We start from the raw sequence: 16,067 nt of genomic DNA on the forward strand, positions 1-16,067 counted from the left end.
TAAACTGAAAAAAGGACGAGAGAGCCGCTGCTGGCGGGTTTTCACAGAATCGACACAGCCGCGTCGTCCGCGTCTGTTAAACCATTCAGAGCAGATTTCGTGCCACTTCTGGGGCGTGCAGCGGATAAAGCGCCGGCAGCCGCAGGGCCTGCGCGGGACGGAGCTCAATTCCTTTTCATAGGCAAAGACTTAGGGATTACAGCACGGGTGAAGAACTAATGAAGGAGGGTTTCGTCTGTACAGACGCAGTTCGGTATTAAGAACAATTGAAGGGAGAATTACTGTGTTTATTGGCATGTGACAGTGTCAAAAAGACAACGAAGACTGAATTTTGACACAAAGAAAAACAAACCGCCTCACGCAAAGACGCAAAGAACGCAAAGAAAACATTTAAACCTATTTACAGGGATGAAGGGGATAAAAGGGATAAAACCAAAGCCGTTCTTTGCGTCTTTGCGGCTTGGCGTGACATGGGTTGCTTCAGGTTCCGCAGTATCCCCTGTATCCGCTTTATCCCTGCTTAATCTTTTGCCGCCGTTTCTTTAAGCCGCGACAGCAGTTCCTGGAACGCGCTCAGGAATTCATCAAGACGAAGCAATATGCCTCTCAGCTCTTCCTGACTATAAACGTGACTCGTCAGGTTACGCTGCTCTATCATGTCCAGCCATACCGACTCCTTGCTCAGCAAGCCAATTGCGTACGCCTCCTTGAAGCAGGCACGAGGATACTTCGCCTCAATGCCGATATAATCGAGGAAACGCCTGATTGCCTTCCACGACATCTCGTAGGTGAACTCAAAACGCTTGACAGCAAGATCGAGGAAGATATCGCCAAATCCTTCCTGTTCCAGGGCCTCTTTACGCTCGAGTGCCTCGCGAAACCGCTCCAGGGCGCGGCCGTAATTATAGATACCGTCTTCGCATCGCAGCTTTTTCCCGGCGCTGTACAAAACCCTGCCCGTCGAAAGTACGCGTTGGCGAAAACGCTCTTCCGTATGGGCAATGTTCTTGACGTCTATCTTGAGCAGAGTCGGGAGCTTTTTGAGATCGTCCTCAATCAACCACGGCTCTTTAAAATCTTTATCTTCAAAAGCGACATCGATGTCGCTGGTATCTGTGGCCTCACCGGTCGCCCGGCTTCCGTACAACCAGATCCGGTCGGGTTTCGCATGCCGGAGAATGAGGTCTCTGACTTCGCTTATTAGACTTTCAGTGTCCATCATTGCCTCCATATAAAATGCAAATCCATCTCACGCAAAGACGCAAAGAGCGCAAAGAAAATCTTTTGAATCGATTTACAGGGATGGAGCTTTAGCCTTTCTTTGGGTCTTTGCGGCTTGGCGTGACACGGGTTGCTTTGCGGCTTCTACACGTAGTACCTGGACGTGACGGTCTCCCAACTCCCCTGGGCCTTGAGGATGAGGTCGCAGACTTCGCGCACGGCTCCCCACCCTCCCCTGTTCTTGGCGACAAACTGAGCGAACTCGAAGACCTCGCAGACGGCGTCCGCAGGGGCGGCGGCAAATCCCACCCTTTTCAACAGCGGGATGTCGATGACGTCGTCCCCCATGAAGGCGACCTGGTCGTCGGTAAGCCCCGTTGCCTCCAGCATCTGGCGGTAAGGGACCAGCTTGTCGAGCGACTTCTGGTAGACCTGCCCGATGCCGAGTTCGACGGCGCGGTTGTAGACCACCTGGGATTCGCGGCCGGAGATGATCCCCACCTCGATGCCGGAGCGCTGCAGCATCTTGATGCCGTGGCCGTCCTTCACGTTGAAGAACTTGCTCTCCACCCCGTTGGAATCGAAGATGATGCGGCCGTCGGTCATCACGCCGTCGACATCGAGAATCAGGAGCTTGATCTTTTTCAGTCTTTCTTCCATAAACACCTCACTTAGAACCACCTCACGCAAAGACGCGAAGACCGCAAAGAAAACCTTTAGAACCAATCTACCCAATGTCTCACGCAAAGACGCTAAGACCGCAAAGGAAATCTTTAAAATCTATCTACAGGAATGAAGGGCATAAAACCAAAGACGGTTTAGCCTTTCTTTGCGCCTTTGCGGCTTGGCGTGAAACGGTTCGCTTCAGGGATGAAGGGGATTAAGCATTTTCCTTCACCCTGTACAGACCATGGTGCGCGTCGGTGTCGGCTTTGTGTGCTGACAACTCTGTCCGAATCGATGGCATGGTGCCCCTCGGCTATTATGCTCACCTTGTGGTCGCCTACTTCCACGACTAACGTTACATGCTGTTTGAACTCTTCAGTGGTCGCAGCCAACGCCTGCTGGAATTGATCAGAGTTGCGTCGCAGCTCTTGCTGGAAGTGCTCCGAGGTGGCTCGCAACTCTTGCTTGAAGTGCTCCGAGGTGGCTCGCAGCTCTCGCTGGAAGTGCTCTCCTTGTCTGGCAAAAAGGGCTTCTATGAACTGCCGGTCTTGCTCTTCCATGAGAACCTCCTTTAATGTCCTCACGCAAAGACGCAAAGACCGCAAAGAAAACCTTTAGAACCAATCTACCCAATGTCTCACGCAAAGACGCTAAGACCGCAAAGGAAATCTTTAAAATCTATCTACAGGAATGAAGGGCATAAAACCAAAGACGGTTTAGCCTTTCTTTGCGCCTTTGCGGCTTTGCGTGACGCGGGTTTACGCTATGCCGGCCTTCAGGAGGTCGTGCAGATGGACGATACCTACCGGGGCCTTGGCCTTGTCATCGTCGAAGACAAAGAGCGAGGTGATGGAGTACTGCTCCATCTGCTGCAGGGCCCGCGCCGCAAGTTCCTCGCGATTGATCCGCTTGGCGCCGGCTTTCATCAGCTCCGCGGCAGGGAGGTTGAGGATGTCGAGCCCCTTGCCGAGCGCACGCCGCAGATCGCCGTCGGTGATTACCCCGATGAGGGCGCCGTCGTCGGAGGTGACGCCGGTGATGCCGAGACCTTTGGAGGTGATGGTGAAAAGCGCCTCCCGCATCAGGGTCTTTTCGTTGACCAGGGGGAGCGCCTCACCGGAATGCATGATGTCCTGGACCCTCAATAGGAGCCTGCGCCCCAGCGCGCCGCCGGGGTGGAACATGGCGAAGTCTTCGGCCTTGAAGCCGCGGCTGACCAAAAGCGCCACCGCGATGGCATCCCCCATGGCGAGGGTGACGGTCGTCGATGCCGTGGGGGCAAGCCCGAGCGGGCACGCCTCTTCCTTTACCGATATGTCGAGAAAGATGTCGCCGCTCTTGGCGAGGGTGGAGGCGGGGTTGCCGGCCATGGCGATGAGCGATGCACCCAGCCGCTTGATGATGGGGAGGATTTTCACCACCTCGTCGGTCTCGCCGGAGTTGGAGATGGCGATGACGACGTCGCCCTTCATGATCATGCCGAGGTCGCCGTGGATCCCTTCCGCCGGGTGCAGGAAAAACGCGGGAGTCCCCGTCGAAGCCATGGTGGAGGCGATCTTCTGGCCGATGAGCCCGGACTTGCCCATGCCGGTCACGACGACGCGGCCGGTCTCGCTGTTCAGGATCATCTGCACCGCTTGTTCGAACGCTCCGTTGATCGACGCCTCAAGGTTCAAAAGAGCCTCAGCCTCGACCCGTATCACCCTCTTCGCTTCTTCTATTATCAATTTCAACTCCTTAAAGGCGGCCTCACGCAAAGACGCAAAGACCGCAAAGAAAACCTTTAAAACCACTTACAGGGATGAAGGGGATGAAGGGGATAAAACCAACTTTCAGCAGTATCCGTTCTTAGCGCCTTTGCGGCTTGGCGTGGCATGCACTACGGTTTGTATTTATGACAGTACCTTTCCACTCGTTCCACGGCATCTAAAAGGGCCGGGGTAAGTTCTAGTACCTTGACGAAGATTTCCTGGATGGCTTCAGGTACATACTCGTGGGCAATGTCGTTTCTAACCATTCGAATTTCGACAAATCTGTCACTGCTGCCGATCAGTTCTTTCTTTTCAGCCCTGTTAATCCTGTCCCTGATGGTCCCTTGGGTATCGAGATCGAGCTCATCGATCAGCCTGAACACCTTCTGAACCAGGATATCGCTCAGACGGGCAAACCGGCCGGTGAACGACTCGAAGCTTTCCAACTCCTCAGGCTCGTAGCAGGATTTAATGCCTATCCTACTGCACTTATTATAGGAATACGCCAGCACTTCAGTCGCGTCAGCGAGCAGCTTCAGTTCCTTCTGCAATATGAGTTGTAGCTGACCAGTCAAAGCTTCACCCCTGTCTTCAATGCCAATTTCACGAAAGGATCGGAATCGTCAGCAGCGAGCAAGATGTCTATCTTCTGCTCGCCAATCAGTCGGTAGAGTTCGGCTTTAATTGCTCTTTTGACATCACCACCGGAAAGCCTGCGGGACAGGACCAACAGATCGATGTCGCCGCCTTTTTTTGAATCGTCCACTCTGGAGCCGAAAAGGAACACGGCCGCCTCCTGGTCCAGGTTATGGATGGTGGACTTGATGGCGTTTATTTCTTCCCGCTTCAGTCTCATAATTGAACACCACTAGCCTCACGCAAGAAAGCATTAACACAGAGGTGTACACGGCGGTCTCAGAGAAAAAAGTCTTTACTTCGCCTTTCTCTGTGCCCTTCGTGAACCTCAGTGTCCTCTGTGCTCCGCATCCGGACCGTTCATATCCCGCCCCCTCCAAGACGCGGAATATTGAATTCGTTCATGGCGTGTTGAGACGCAACGTCGAAAAACCAGGGCGCCGGCAATATCCCCGGGTTTATTTCCACGCCGGCAAATAGTTTTTCCGGAGCTATATCGCCTGCCAGCACCACGAACTTGCCCTTCTTTGTCATTGCCAGGAATAAAGAAAACAGCTCCTGCCTTAGGTGGGGGCGTTTCAAAAGTAACCATGCGTTGTCAACCATCAGTACATCCAAGGAGAGGTACCTGAGCCTGAAATGTTGCATTGCCGATGTAGTGACAGCCTGCATCAACTCGGAGGAGAATTGGTGGACACACAGGCGCCTTGTCTTGATGCCAGGCTGCCTGCGCGTGCAGTCATGGTATCGCTTCAGCAAACGAGTTTTTCCGGTGCCTGTCGGGCCAAAAAGATAGACGAAATTGTTGGCAACCATGCTCCCCTGCATTCCCTTTATCCCTGTTAAACGTTTTTGCCTCACGCAAAGACGCAAAGACCGCAAAGAAAAACCTTTTCAAACCAAATTACAGGGATGGAGGGGATAAAAGGGATAAAACCAACTTTCAGCAGTATCCGTTCTTAGCGTCTTTGCGGCTTGGCGTGAAACGGGTTGCTTCAGGTTCTGCAGTTATCCCCTGCATCCCCTTTATCCCTGTTAAAGGTTTTAGCCTTAGCGCCTTTGCGGCTTGGCGTGAAACGGTCGCTCAAAATACTACAGCTGAGACCCAAAAGGCAAAACAAAAGCTCTGATCGATCCTAAGCCTTTGTTTTGCCTTTCTTTGCGTCTTTGCGTCTTTGCGTGAGTCGGTTTTGTTACTGGTTGACTATGGCGTCGATTGCTTTGAGCTTCTTCAAAAGCGCCGGCATGTCGTCCAGGCGCACCGAGTTCGGCCCGTCGCAAAGGGCCTGCTCCGGCTCCTCGTGCACTTCCATGAAGATGCCGTCCACCCCGGCAGCTACAGCCGCGCGGGAGAGGAACTCGACGTACTCGCGCTGTCCGCCGGAAGAGGTCCCCTCCCCTCCCGGGAGCTGCACGCTGTGGGTGGCATCGAAGATGACCGGATAACCGGTGGAGCGCATGATCGGGAAGCTCCTCATGTCGACTACGAGGTTGTTGTAACCGAAGCTCGCGCCGCGCTCGGTGAGGATGATGTTATCGTTGCCGCAGGAGCTGATCTTGCCGACCACGTTCTTCATGTCCCAGGGGGCCAGGAACTGCCCCTTTTTGACGTTGATCACCTTCCCGGTTTTGCCGGCTGCGACCAGGAGGTCGGTCTGGCGGCAGAGAAAGGCGGGGATCTGCAGCACGTCCAGGACTTCGGCCGCGGGCTCGACCTGCTCGATGGAGTGGATGTCGGAAAGGACCGGGACGCCGAGCGCCTCTTTCACCTTGGCGAGGATCCTGAGCCCCTCCTTCATCCCGGGGCCGCGGAATGCGGTGACCGAAGTACGGTTGGCCTTGTCGTAGGAGGCCTTGAAGATCAGCGAGATCCCCACGCCGTTGCAGATGCTCATCAGCCTCTCGGCGCAGCGCAGCGTGGCGGTTTCGTTTTCTATCACGCAAGGCCCGGCCACCAGCGCCAGCGGCCTCCCCCCGCCAATCTTCACTCCACCTACGGTGATTTCCTTAGTCATGAGACCTCTCCTGTAAATCAACGTTCAACGTTCAAAGTTCAACGTTCGACTTAAACCCAAAAACAAAAACACGAAAATTCTATCTACACGCAAAGACGCCAAGAACGCTAAGAAAACCGTTAAAACCTACTTACAGGGATGAAGGGGATAAAAGGGATAAAACCAAAGGCTTATGGTTCAACCCTCTTTACATGTAAGGTTCTGCCGTATCCCCTGTATCCCTGTAAAACGTTTTTGCTTTAGCCTTTCTTTGCGTCTTTGCGGCTTTGCGTGACACGGGTCGCTTCAGGTTGCGGCTTTGCGTGACCCCGCGGTTAGCCTCTCTTCGCCTTGGTGGCCCCGATGAAGGCCTTGAAGAGCGGGTGCGGGTTCAACGGCTTGGACTTGAACTCGGGGTGGAACTGGCACCCCAAGAACCACGGGTGGTCGGGGAGTTCGATGATTTCCACCAGGTTCCCTTCCTTGTAGACCCCCGAGATGACCATCCCCTTCTCCTCAAGGCAAGCGCGGAAAAGGTTGTTGAACTCGTAGCGGTGGCGGTGGCGCTCGGAGATCTCGGTGGCGCCGTAGGCCTTCTGGGCGAAGGTCCCCTTGGTGAGGGAGCAGGGATAGGCGCCGAGCCTCATGGTCCCCCCTTTGTTCTCCACTCCCTTTTGCTCTTCCATCAGGTGGATCACCGGGCTCTCGCAGTCCGGCTTGAATTCGCTGGAGAACGCTTCGGGAAGCTTGCAGACGTTGCGGGCGTACTCGACGGCTGCCATCTGCATGCCGAGGCAGATCCCGAAGAAGGGGACCTTGTTGACGCGGGCGTATTCGATCGCCTTGATCTTACCTTCGGTGCCGCGCTCGCCGAAACCGCCCGGCACCAGGATGCCGTCGACGCCGGCCAAGGAGTTCTCGGCCCCTTCCTCCTCTATCTTCTCGGAATCGAGGTAGACCAGCTTGACGCGGCAGTCGTTGGCGATGCCGCCGTGGGTGAGCGCCTCGGAAAGCGACTTGTAGGATTCCTTGAGGTCGACGTACTTGCCGACCACCGCTATGCGCACCTCGCCGGAGCCGGGGTTGGTGAGCTTGGACACCACCTGCTGCCAGTGGGAGAGGTCCGGAGCCTTGGTCCAGATGTTGAGTTTTTCCACCACCTGGTCGTCCAGCCCCTGATGGTTCAGCGCCATCGGCACCGCGTAGATGTGCTCGGCGTCCTGGGAGGTGATGACCGCCTTCTCTTCCACGTTGCAGAAAAGCGCGATCTTAGCCTTCATGTCCTGGGGGACGTCCTGCTCGCAGCGGCAAAGGAGGATATCGGGCTGGATGCCGATCTCGCGCAGCTCCTTGACCGAGTGCTGGGTCGGCTTGGTCTTCAATTCGCCGGCCGTCTTGATGTAGGGGACCAGCGTCACGTGCAGGTAGAGGACGTTGCCGGGGCCGCGGTCGCTCTTTAGCTGGCGGATCGCCTCAAGGAAAGGAAGCGACTCGATGTCGCCCACGGTGCCGCCGATCTCGACGATGGCGATGTCGGAGCCCTTGGCGTTTTCCAGGATGTTCAGCTTGATCTGGTCGGTGATGTGCGGGATGACCTGCACCGTCCCCCCCAGGTAGTCGCCGCGGCGCTCCTTCTCGATGACCGAGAAGTAGACCTGGCCGGTGGTGAAGTTGCTCTTTTTGGAGAGCTTGCCGGAGGTGTAGCGCTCGTAGTGCCCGAGGTCGAGGTCGGTCTCTGCGCCGTCGTCGGTGACGAAGACCTCGCCGTGCTGGAAGGGGGACATGGTCCCGGGATCGACGTTTATGTACGGATCCAGCTTCTGGATGGTGACCCGAAGCCCCCTAGCCTCAAGAAGAGCGCCCAAAGAAGCGGCGGCGAGTCCCTTGCCGATCGAGGAGACAACGCCGCCGGTAACAAAGATGAATTTTGTCTTCACTGAAAAAACCTCCAAAAAACAGATAAAGATGAACAAAACAGATAAAGATAAAGATAAAGATAAAGTAGAAGCTAAAACCTCGGGCAGACCGCTTCCGGTCGTTCTCAATCTCAATCTTAATATTTATCTAAATCTTTCTTCTAAATCTTAATTTCAATCTTTATCTTTGTCTAAATACTTTCCTTAATCTTTATCTTTTTTCTTTTTCTTTATCTTTATCTTTATCTTTATCTTTATCTTTATCTCTATCTCTATCTTTATCTTTATCTGTCTTTTAGCCTTTCAGCCTTTCCAGCACCTTGTCCAGGTCAGCCGGGGTGTCTACGCCTATGGACTCGAACTCGGTCTCGACGATCTTGATGCGATAGCCGTTTTCCAGAACCCGCAACTGCTCGAGTTTCTCGGCGAGCTCGAGGTAGGTGGGCTTTAGCCCTGCGAACACGGGGAGGAACTCCCTGCGGTAGACGTAGAGACCTACGTGCTTGTAGCAGAGAAGCTTGCCGCAGACGAAGGCGTCGTCTTTCAAATCGTTCCACTTGTCCCTGAAAAAGGGGAGCGGCGAACGCGAGAAGTAGAGCACGTTCCCCGTGGGGTCGGAAACGACCTTGACCACGTTCGGGGAAAGAAAGTCGTGCAGCGTCTTGATCCTGCACTTCAAGGTGGCCATCGGGATGGACGGATCGTCCAAAAGCGGCCGGATCGCCTCGTCGATCATGGCGGGATCTATCAGCGGCTCGTCCCCCTGGACGTTCACGATGATGTCCGCATCGATCTTGGCGGCCACCTCGGCCAGGCGGTCGGTACCGGTCTCGTGGGTCGGCGAGGTCATCTCGACCCTGCCGCCGAAGGCGCGCACGGCGGCGGCTATCCGCTCGTCGTCGGTCGCCACTATCACCTCGGAGACAAGGGTCGCCTTCGCTGCGCGCTCGTAAACATGCTGCACCATGGGGCGTCCCATGATGTCCGCCAAGGCCTTCCCCTCAAAACGCGTAGAAGCATACCTGGCGGGTATTACCGCGGTTATTTTCATTTGGCGTCTCAATAAGGACTCCGTCCGGAACTGCCGGCGTGAAGTCCTGGTTGCGGTTGTGGTTTGGTGAATTGGTATGGCTGGCTTTTTGCTGCGGCTTTAGCCGGCGGAGCGCAGCCTGAACTGCCGGCTCCGTCCCTTGTCTGGCGGGACGAAACAAGTTACATCAAAAGAAAGGGTTGTGTCAAGGAGTGAAATTAGAGAGATGCGGAGAGGCTGTCCGACCAGGCGATGGTCTCTAACTGGCAGGAAAGAAGCTGATCCAGATCGAGGCCGCTTTCTTCCAGTTGTTCGTTCACCCCTTCGAAATCAGCCTCTTCCAGCCTCTGGGCCAGTAACAGTAGCCCCCCCAGTTCGCCTTCGCGTGATAGGAGGGCCGACTTTACGTTCTCCACCAGATTCAGTTTCCCCACCAGCTCGTTCATGGAGTCGTCGAAGAGTACGTCGATGAGCGAGAGTATCCCGACCATGAAGGCCTGGTCGGCAAGCTCCCTCCCGGCGCGCCCTTTAAGGGCGAGCACCAGCTGTTCCATCAGCTTGCCGCGCGTGGCGGCCATCTCCAGAAGCGGGCTGTGCACGCCGTTTGAGTCGTTGCTGGCGTAAAGGGCCAGGGTGATCCAGCGCTTCAACTGCTCCATCCCGAGCACCATGAGGGCGTGGCGCAGGGTCTTGATGCGCACCCTGAGGCCGATGGCGACGGAGTTCACCAGCCTGAGCAGGTTGTAGGTGAGGCCGGGGTTCTGCTTGAAGGTCTCCTCGATCTCCTCCAGCTCCGTGTCGGCCATGACCTGCTGCATCAGCCGCAGCATGGCGATCTTCGCGATGTCGATCCTGTTCTGCCGCAGCACCACGGGACGGGCGAAGTAGTACCCCTGGAAGAGATGGAACCCCAGCTGCGAACAGAACCGGTACTGCTCGGCGGTCTCCACCTTCTCGGCCAAAAGGGTGAAGGGCCAGGGATTGAGCCGCTCCAGCATCTCGGGAAGAGCCGCGGCCGGCGTCTCCAGCACGTCGACCTTGACGATGTCGATCGCCTCGTAGATCTCGTGGCAGTCGGCGGAGTAGACGTGGTCGTCGAGGGCCAGGGTGAAGCCCAGCGACTTGAGGGTGCGGCAGCGCTCCACCACCTCCCGGTCCGCCACGATGGTTTCCAGAAGTTCGATCACCACGCGGTCCTTGGGCAAAAGTTCCACCGCGTCGCTCATCAGCATCTCGCGGGTGACGTTGAAAAAGCCGCGATGCCTCCCCAGCACGTCCTGGATGCCGAACTCGGTCAGGGCTCCCACGATGACGCTGGCGCTCGCCACCTGGACGTCGAGAAAGTTCGCCGACTGCAAGCTCTCCGCGGAACGGAACGAGAGCTCGAAGCCGACGATCTTCTGGGTCCGGTCGAGTATCGGCTGTCGTCCGAGAAAGAATTTTTCTTCGCTCATGAGTAACCCCGGAAAAGCTGTACAACGTTCGACGTTCGACGTTCAACGTTCAGGCGCAAAGCCTCAGGACTTCGCGGCTGATGGCGTCGAGGGGACGCACCAGGTCGACCCCCCCCAGCTTGATCGCCTCGTTGGGCATGCCGAAGACGATGCAGCTCGCCTCGTCCTGGGCGATGTTCACGGCACCGGCCTGCTTCATCTCCAGCATGCCGTGCGCGCCGTCGTCCCCCATCCCCGTCATGATGACGCCGACCGCGTTCTTGCCGGCGTAACGCGCGGCGGACCTGAAAAGCACGTCCACGGAGGGGCGATGCCGCGAGACCAGCGGCCCGTCCTTGATCTCGACGTAGTAGCGGGCGCCGCTTCTTTTCAAAAGGAGATGGTGGTTTCCCGCGGCGATCAGCGCCCGGCCTCGCACTACGGTGTCGTTGTTCTCCGCCTCCTTGACCGTGATCCGGCAAAGCCCGTCCAGCCGCTGCGAGAAGGCGCGGGTGAAACCTTCCGGCATGTGCTGCACGATGACGATGCCGGGAGAGTCGGCCGGCAGCGACTCCAGGAAGGTGCGCAGCGCTTCGGTGCCGCCGGTGGAGGCGCCGATTACGACCACTTTTTCCGTGGTCTGCATCATCGCCTGGCTCTTGGGCTTCTCCATGATGACGTCGGCGGAAAGCTTCGGGGCTACCTGGTGCGGGGCCGCCGACACCTTCCTGACCCTCGCCTGGCTCGCAGCCTTCACCACGTCGCAGATCCTCACCCTGGACTCCTCGAGGAAGGTCTTGGTCCCAAGGCGCGGCTTCTGGATGATCTCCACCGCGCCGTACTCAAGCGCCTTTAACGCGGTCTCCGACCCCATCTCGGTGAGGCTTGAGCACATCACCACCGGAATGGGATGCTGGCTCATGATCTTGTGCAGGAAGGTGATGCCGTCCATGCGCGGCATCTCGACGTCGAGGGTGATGACGTCGGGGACCTCGTGCCTGATGCGCTCCGCCGCGATGAAGGGATCACCCGCCGTCGACATCACCTCGATCTGGGGGTCTGAGGAGAGGATATCCGACAGGGTCTGGCGCACCACCGCCGAATCGTCCACTATAAGCACTTTTATCTTCTTCTTCGCCATCTATGAAACCCCCGATTTTCCGAGCCGTTGTAACAGCACCTCTCCGGTATCAGTATGAAAGATGATCTTTCTTCCCCGCTCTCCCCCCAGGTCCTGGCGCACCACCCTGATCGCCTCCCGTTGCAGCACCTGGAGCGCCATCTCCGCGTTCTGGCTTCCCACACCCGGATGTTGCACGCTCCCCTCGAACATGTCGGCCCCCCCGAACACCTTGGCCTGCAGTTCCTTGCCGGCGACCCCATGCGCTTTGAGCCGCTTCAGCAGCATCATGACGGCACAATCGACGTACTTCGCATGGGAGGGATCCTCGTGGCTGCAGCCGGCCTGGTTGCCGCAACTGGGGAGTTGCGCGTGACAGATGGCGCCGAAGCGGGTCCTTTGGCAAAAAAGCGTCACCGCGATGCAGGACCCTAGCAGCGTGGTGACCAAAGTCGGTTCAGAGCTTACCAGCATCTGCCCCGGTTTGAGGAAAAGCAGGCTCTGTACCTGCCGGCTCATTTCTGCCTGCGGTACACGGTCGGGTACACGCTCACCAGCGGCACGTCCAAGCCGCTCAGCGTCTCAGAGTGCCCCATGAAGATGAACGCCCCGGGTTTCATGTTCCGGTGAAAGCGCTGCAAGAGCTTCTCCTGGGTGGGGCGGTCGAAATAGATGATGACGTTGCGGCAGAAGATGATGTCCAAATGCTCCCGCATGCCGAAATCTTCGTCCATGAAGTTGAGCCTGCGAAAACGCACCTTCTCGCGCAGCTCCGGCACGATCCGGACCATGCCGGAGCTCCTGTCCTTGCTCCTCAACAGGTACTTCTTCTTGAGCTCGAAGGGGACCGGCTCCACCTGGCTCTCCTGGTAGATGGCGTTTTTCGCCTTCTCCAGGACCCGCGTGGAGATGTCGGTGGCGAGGATCCTGAAGTCGAACCCGGGATTATTGTGGGCGAACTCGGAGAGAACCATGGCGAGCGTATAGGGCTCCTCCCCGGAGGAGCAGCCGGCGCTCCAGATGGCCAGGGTGGCGCCGGGATGCCTTCTCACCCAATCAGGCAAGACCGTATGGGAGAGGTAATTGAAATGGTCGGGCTCGCGGAAGAAGTCCGTCTTGTTGGTGGTGACCATGTCGAGCATCTGCACCAGCTCCTTCTCCAGCCCCTCGCTGGAGAAGAGGTAGTCGCAGTAATCGGCGAAGCTGTGCATGCCGAGCGCCCTCAGCCTTTTTTGCAGTCGCGCTTCCAGCATGGTCTTTTTCACGTCGGGCATCTTGATGCCGCAGGTGTCGTAGATGAAACGGCTAAGTCTGCCGAAATCACGCGCCGACAGGACGGCGGTGTGGTCGATGCGGCCAGGCTCTTCCATGCGTAGCGCTCCCGATGCGAACATTCATCACTCCCTCAAAGGCTGTTCAACGTTCAACGTTCTATGTTCTGCAGTTAGAAGCAGAACCGCAGTTAAGCCTGCCCGGCTTCCACCGCCTGCAATAGTTGCGGCACGTCCAGGATCAGCGCTACGGATCCGTCGCCTAGGATGGTGGCGCCGGAAATGCCGTCCACATCCCTGTAGGCGCGCCCCAGCGACTTGATCACCGTCTGGTGCTCCCCGATCACCTGATCCACCACGAAGCCGACCCGGGTGCCGTTCACCTGGGTGATGACGATCTGCTGGATCTCCGGAGGGGTCCCCTGGATCCTGAAGTGTTCCCTGAGCGGGATGTACGGGATCAGCTGCGCCCTCACGTGGGCCAGGTTGCGGCCGTGGGAGCGCTCCACGTCCTCGCGGGTCAGTTCCACGCACTCGTCCACGAGAGCCAGCGGCAGCATGAAGGAATCCTCCCCGATCTGAACCCTGAGGCTCTCGATGATGGCCAGGGTAAGGGGGATCTTCACCGCGATGCGGGTCCCCTTTCCTTGCACGCTGGAGATGTCGATGCTCCCCCGCAGGAGCTCGATGGCCCGCTTCACCACGTCCATCCCCACCCCGCGCCCGGAGACGGAGGAGATCTTTTTCGCCGTGGAGAAGCCCGGCGCGAAGACGAGCGAGAAGAGTTCCTTGTCGGAGAGCTCCGCCGTGGCGGGGATGATCCCCCTCTCGATCGCCTTGGCCCTGATGGCCTCCTTGTCGAGCCCGGCGCCGTCGTCGTCTATGGTGATGACGACGCTGTCGCCGGAATGGACCGCGGCAAGGTGCACGGTGCCGTGGGCGGGCTTTCCTGCCGCAACCCTCGCCTCGGGGAGTTCGATGCCGTGGTCGATGCTGTTGCGGATCAGGTGCACCAGCGGGTCGTTCAGCTTCTCGATCACCGTCTTGTCCAGCTCGGTCTCGCCCCCCTCGGTGGTCATCTCGATCTGCTTGCCGAGCTCGACCGAGAGATCGCGCACCAGGCGCTTGAACTTGCTGAAGGTACTGCCGATGGGAAGCATCCGGATGTTGAGCGCGCTGTCCCTTAATTCCGCGGTGAGGCGCTCCACCTCCTCGGCTATGGCCACAAGCTCCGCGTCTTCCCGCTGCGCCGCCGTCTGGGAGAGGCGCGCCTGCACGGTGACCATCTCCCCGACCAGGTTTACCAAAAGGTCGAGGCGCTCGGCGGGGACCCGGATGCTGGAGGCCGCTTCGGTCGCCTGCTTCTCCTGGCGCACCTCCTTGACGTGCCGCTGCTCCACGAGGGCGGACTGCACCTTACCCTGGTCCAGGATCCCATTGGACACGGCCAGTTCGCCGAACCTATGCTGCTGGGCGAGTATCTCCTCCATCTCTTTGGTAGTGATGTCCCCGCGCTCCAAGAGGATCATCCCCAGCTTCTTGTAGTCCTGCGGCTCTTCGAACTGGGTATGCTCCGCCACCTGCTCTATCCTCAACTCGCAGTCGTCCTCGACGAAGATGAAGACGTCCCTGATCGCGTTCTCGCCCTGGTCGGTGGTCACTATCAGGTCCCAATAGACGTAGCAGGCCTCGGGGTCGATCTCCTCGAGGCAGGGGAAATCGCCGGTCTGCGCCACTACCGAGCAGGTCCCCAGCTCCTTTAGCTCCTGCAACAGCGTAAGCGGATTGGTCCCGGTGATGAAGATGTCCCGGGACGGTGCGAAACGTATCCTATAGGTGGCCAGATTGGCCGGCTTCCGGCCGGCCGCGGCAGCCTCGGGGGGCTCTGCTGCGGCCGGCTGGAAGCCGGCCAGCTCGCGCAGTCCCATGATGATTTCCCCGCTGACCTTAAGGTCCCCCCCTCCCCCGTCGTCGGCCCCGTCCAGCATGGCGCGGATCTGGTCCCGCGCCGCGAGCGTCAGGTTGACCAGGCGGCCGGTCACCTGAAGCTTCCCGTTGCGGACCATGTCGAAGATGGTCTCCACCTCATGGGTGAAAGCGGCGATGTCGTCAAAGCCGAACATCGATCCCGAGCCCTTGATGGTGTGCATGGCGCGGAAAACCCTGCCGATGACGTCGACATCGTCCGGCTGCTCCTCAAGCTCCAAAAGCGAGGTCTCCAGTTCAGCCAGGAGCTCGTACGCCTCTTCCTTGAATGCCTGCCGGTGCTGGTCTATCATCCGAGCACCTTCTTCACCACCGCCATCAGCTGTTCCGGCTTAAAGGGTTTCACGATCCATCCCGTGGCGCCGGCCGCCTTTCCTTCCTGCTTCTTGGAGTCCTGCGACTCCGTGGTCAGCATCACGATCGGTATGAACTTGCAGCTGGGAAGGGCGCGGGCCCCCTTGATGAGCCCGATCCCGTCCAGGTTGGGCATGTTGAGGTCCGTGATCAGCATGTCCACCTTGGTGGAGGAGAGCTTTTGCAGCGCGTCCTTGCCGTCCACCGCCTCGACCACGTCATATCCCCCCTGCTTAAGGGTGAAGGTCACCATCTGCCTGACGCTGGCGGAATCGTCCGCCGTCATTATTACCTTGGCCATTATTGCTCTCCTCCTACCCAGATGCAGCTATAAGAAGTGTCCCTCGCACACCCGGTATGCCTGCAGAAACCGGCTCCGGCAGCCATTTCGCGAAAGGTCAAGTTTCCTCCGTCCGTTATGTGGAGCCACTTCCCCCCCCGGACGGCGCTTTGGTGCGCCGCGCAGAGAAGCTGCAGCCCGGTCAGGTCTATCCCGGTCATCTCGGAGAGATCCAACTGCAGCTCGCTCGCCGCCTCAAGCGCCGCCAATAGCGCCTGGCGGAAACCGCCGGCGTCGCCGATGGTCACCCCTCCCGAGATTTTCAGTATCTGTTTTCCCCGCGACTCTGGGTCTTGCCTGCACTCCAACTTGAATTCGTCCATAAACCGTCCTTTATGCTGGAAAAGTT

General features: G+C 58.0%; 17 protein-coding genes. All 17 read right to left on the reverse strand.

Annotated elements, in window-relative coordinates:
- Positions 1–520: 520 nt before the first annotated feature.
- On the reverse strand, positions 521–1,219 hold the full coding sequence (locus K419_RS22975) for an HI0074 family nucleotidyltransferase substrate-binding subunit (protein WP_226377602.1): 699 nt from the start codon (positions 1,217–1,219) through the stop codon (positions 521–523).
- A 146-nt stretch (positions 1,220–1,365) separates the two neighbouring features.
- Positions 1,366–1,881 carry a KdsC family phosphatase gene (locus tag K419_RS0100520; protein ID WP_026839831.1) on the reverse strand — a complete coding sequence of 172 codons (516 nt, stop codon included), beginning with the start codon at positions 1,879–1,881 and terminating at the stop codon, positions 1,366–1,368.
- 158 nt (positions 1,882–2,039) lie between these two features.
- Positions 2,040–2,447, reverse strand: a complete 408-nt coding sequence (locus tag K419_RS22675; RefSeq protein ID WP_051292813.1) for a hypothetical protein — start codon at positions 2,445–2,447, stop codon at positions 2,040–2,042.
- 198 nt (positions 2,448–2,645) lie between these two features.
- Positions 2,646–3,614: a KpsF/GutQ family sugar-phosphate isomerase gene (locus K419_RS0100530; RefSeq protein WP_026839832.1), complete on the reverse strand. Its 969-nt coding sequence runs from the start codon at positions 3,612–3,614 to the stop codon at positions 2,646–2,648.
- 152 nt (positions 3,615–3,766) lie between these two features.
- Complete coding sequence (locus tag K419_RS0100535) at positions 3,767–4,213, reverse strand: hypothetical protein (RefSeq protein ID WP_026839833.1); 447 nt, start codon at positions 4,211–4,213, stop codon at positions 3,767–3,769.
- Positions 4,210–4,494: a nucleotidyltransferase domain-containing protein gene (locus K419_RS0100540; protein ID WP_026839834.1), complete on the reverse strand. Its 285-nt coding sequence runs from the start codon at positions 4,492–4,494 to the stop codon at positions 4,210–4,212. The genes K419_RS0100535 and K419_RS0100540 overlap by 4 nt, the downstream gene beginning before the upstream one ends.
- A gap of 140 nt (positions 4,495–4,634) precedes the next feature.
- Positions 4,635–5,090: a DnaA ATPase domain-containing protein gene (locus tag K419_RS0100545; RefSeq protein WP_198013082.1), complete on the reverse strand. Its 456-nt coding sequence runs from the start codon at positions 5,088–5,090 to the stop codon at positions 4,635–4,637.
- Between the two features lie 377 nt (positions 5,091–5,467).
- The gene (gene kdsA, locus K419_RS0100550) at positions 5,468–6,289 is read right to left on the reverse strand and encodes a 3-deoxy-8-phosphooctulonate synthase (protein ID WP_026839836.1); all 822 of its coding nucleotides are present in this window, start codon (positions 6,287–6,289) and stop codon (positions 5,468–5,470) included.
- 314 nt (positions 6,290–6,603) lie between these two features.
- Positions 6,604–8,205: a CTP synthase gene (locus K419_RS0100555; RefSeq protein ID WP_026839837.1), complete on the reverse strand. Its 1,602-nt coding sequence runs from the start codon at positions 8,203–8,205 to the stop codon at positions 6,604–6,606.
- 274 nt (positions 8,206–8,479) lie between these two features.
- Positions 8,480–9,235 (reverse strand): 3-deoxy-manno-octulosonate cytidylyltransferase, encoded by a 756-nt coding sequence (gene kdsB, locus K419_RS0100560; RefSeq protein WP_026839838.1) that lies wholly within the window; start codon positions 9,233–9,235, stop codon positions 8,480–8,482.
- A 197-nt stretch (positions 9,236–9,432) separates the two neighbouring features.
- Complete coding sequence (locus K419_RS0100565) at positions 9,433–10,668, reverse strand: EAL and HDOD domain-containing protein (protein WP_026839839.1); 1,236 nt, start codon at positions 10,666–10,668, stop codon at positions 9,433–9,435.
- 49 nt (positions 10,669–10,717) lie between these two features.
- Complete coding sequence (locus tag K419_RS0100570; protein ID WP_026839840.1) at positions 10,718–11,788, reverse strand: protein-glutamate methylesterase/protein-glutamine glutaminase; 1,071 nt, start codon at positions 11,786–11,788, stop codon at positions 10,718–10,720.
- Complete coding sequence (locus K419_RS0100575) at positions 11,789–12,286, reverse strand: chemotaxis protein CheD (RefSeq protein ID WP_026839841.1); 498 nt, start codon at positions 12,284–12,286, stop codon at positions 11,789–11,791. It lies immediately after the preceding gene.
- On the reverse strand, positions 12,283–13,161 hold the full coding sequence (locus K419_RS0100580; protein WP_026839842.1) for a CheR family methyltransferase: 879 nt from the start codon (positions 13,159–13,161) through the stop codon (positions 12,283–12,285). Before K419_RS0100580 ends, K419_RS0100575 begins: the two co-directional genes overlap by 4 nt.
- 68 nt (positions 13,162–13,229) lie before the next feature.
- Complete coding sequence (locus K419_RS0100585; RefSeq protein WP_026839843.1) at positions 13,230–15,317, reverse strand: chemotaxis protein CheA; 2,088 nt, start codon at positions 15,315–15,317, stop codon at positions 13,230–13,232.
- Positions 15,314–15,679 carry a response regulator gene (locus tag K419_RS0100590; protein ID WP_012530027.1) on the reverse strand — a complete coding sequence of 122 codons (366 nt, stop codon included), beginning with the start codon at positions 15,677–15,679 and terminating at the stop codon, positions 15,314–15,316. The genes K419_RS0100585 and K419_RS0100590 overlap by 4 nt, the downstream gene beginning before the upstream one ends.
- Positions 15,679–16,041, reverse strand: a complete 363-nt coding sequence (locus K419_RS0100595; protein WP_026839844.1) for an STAS domain-containing protein — start codon at positions 16,039–16,041, stop codon at positions 15,679–15,681. The genes K419_RS0100590 and K419_RS0100595 overlap by 1 nt, the downstream gene beginning before the upstream one ends.
- Positions 16,042–16,067: the final 26 nt, after the last annotated feature.

The organism is Citrifermentans bremense R1, from assembly GCF_000426865.1.
GTDB lineage: Bacteria > Desulfobacterota > Desulfuromonadia > Geobacterales > Geobacteraceae > Geomonas > Geomonas bremensis.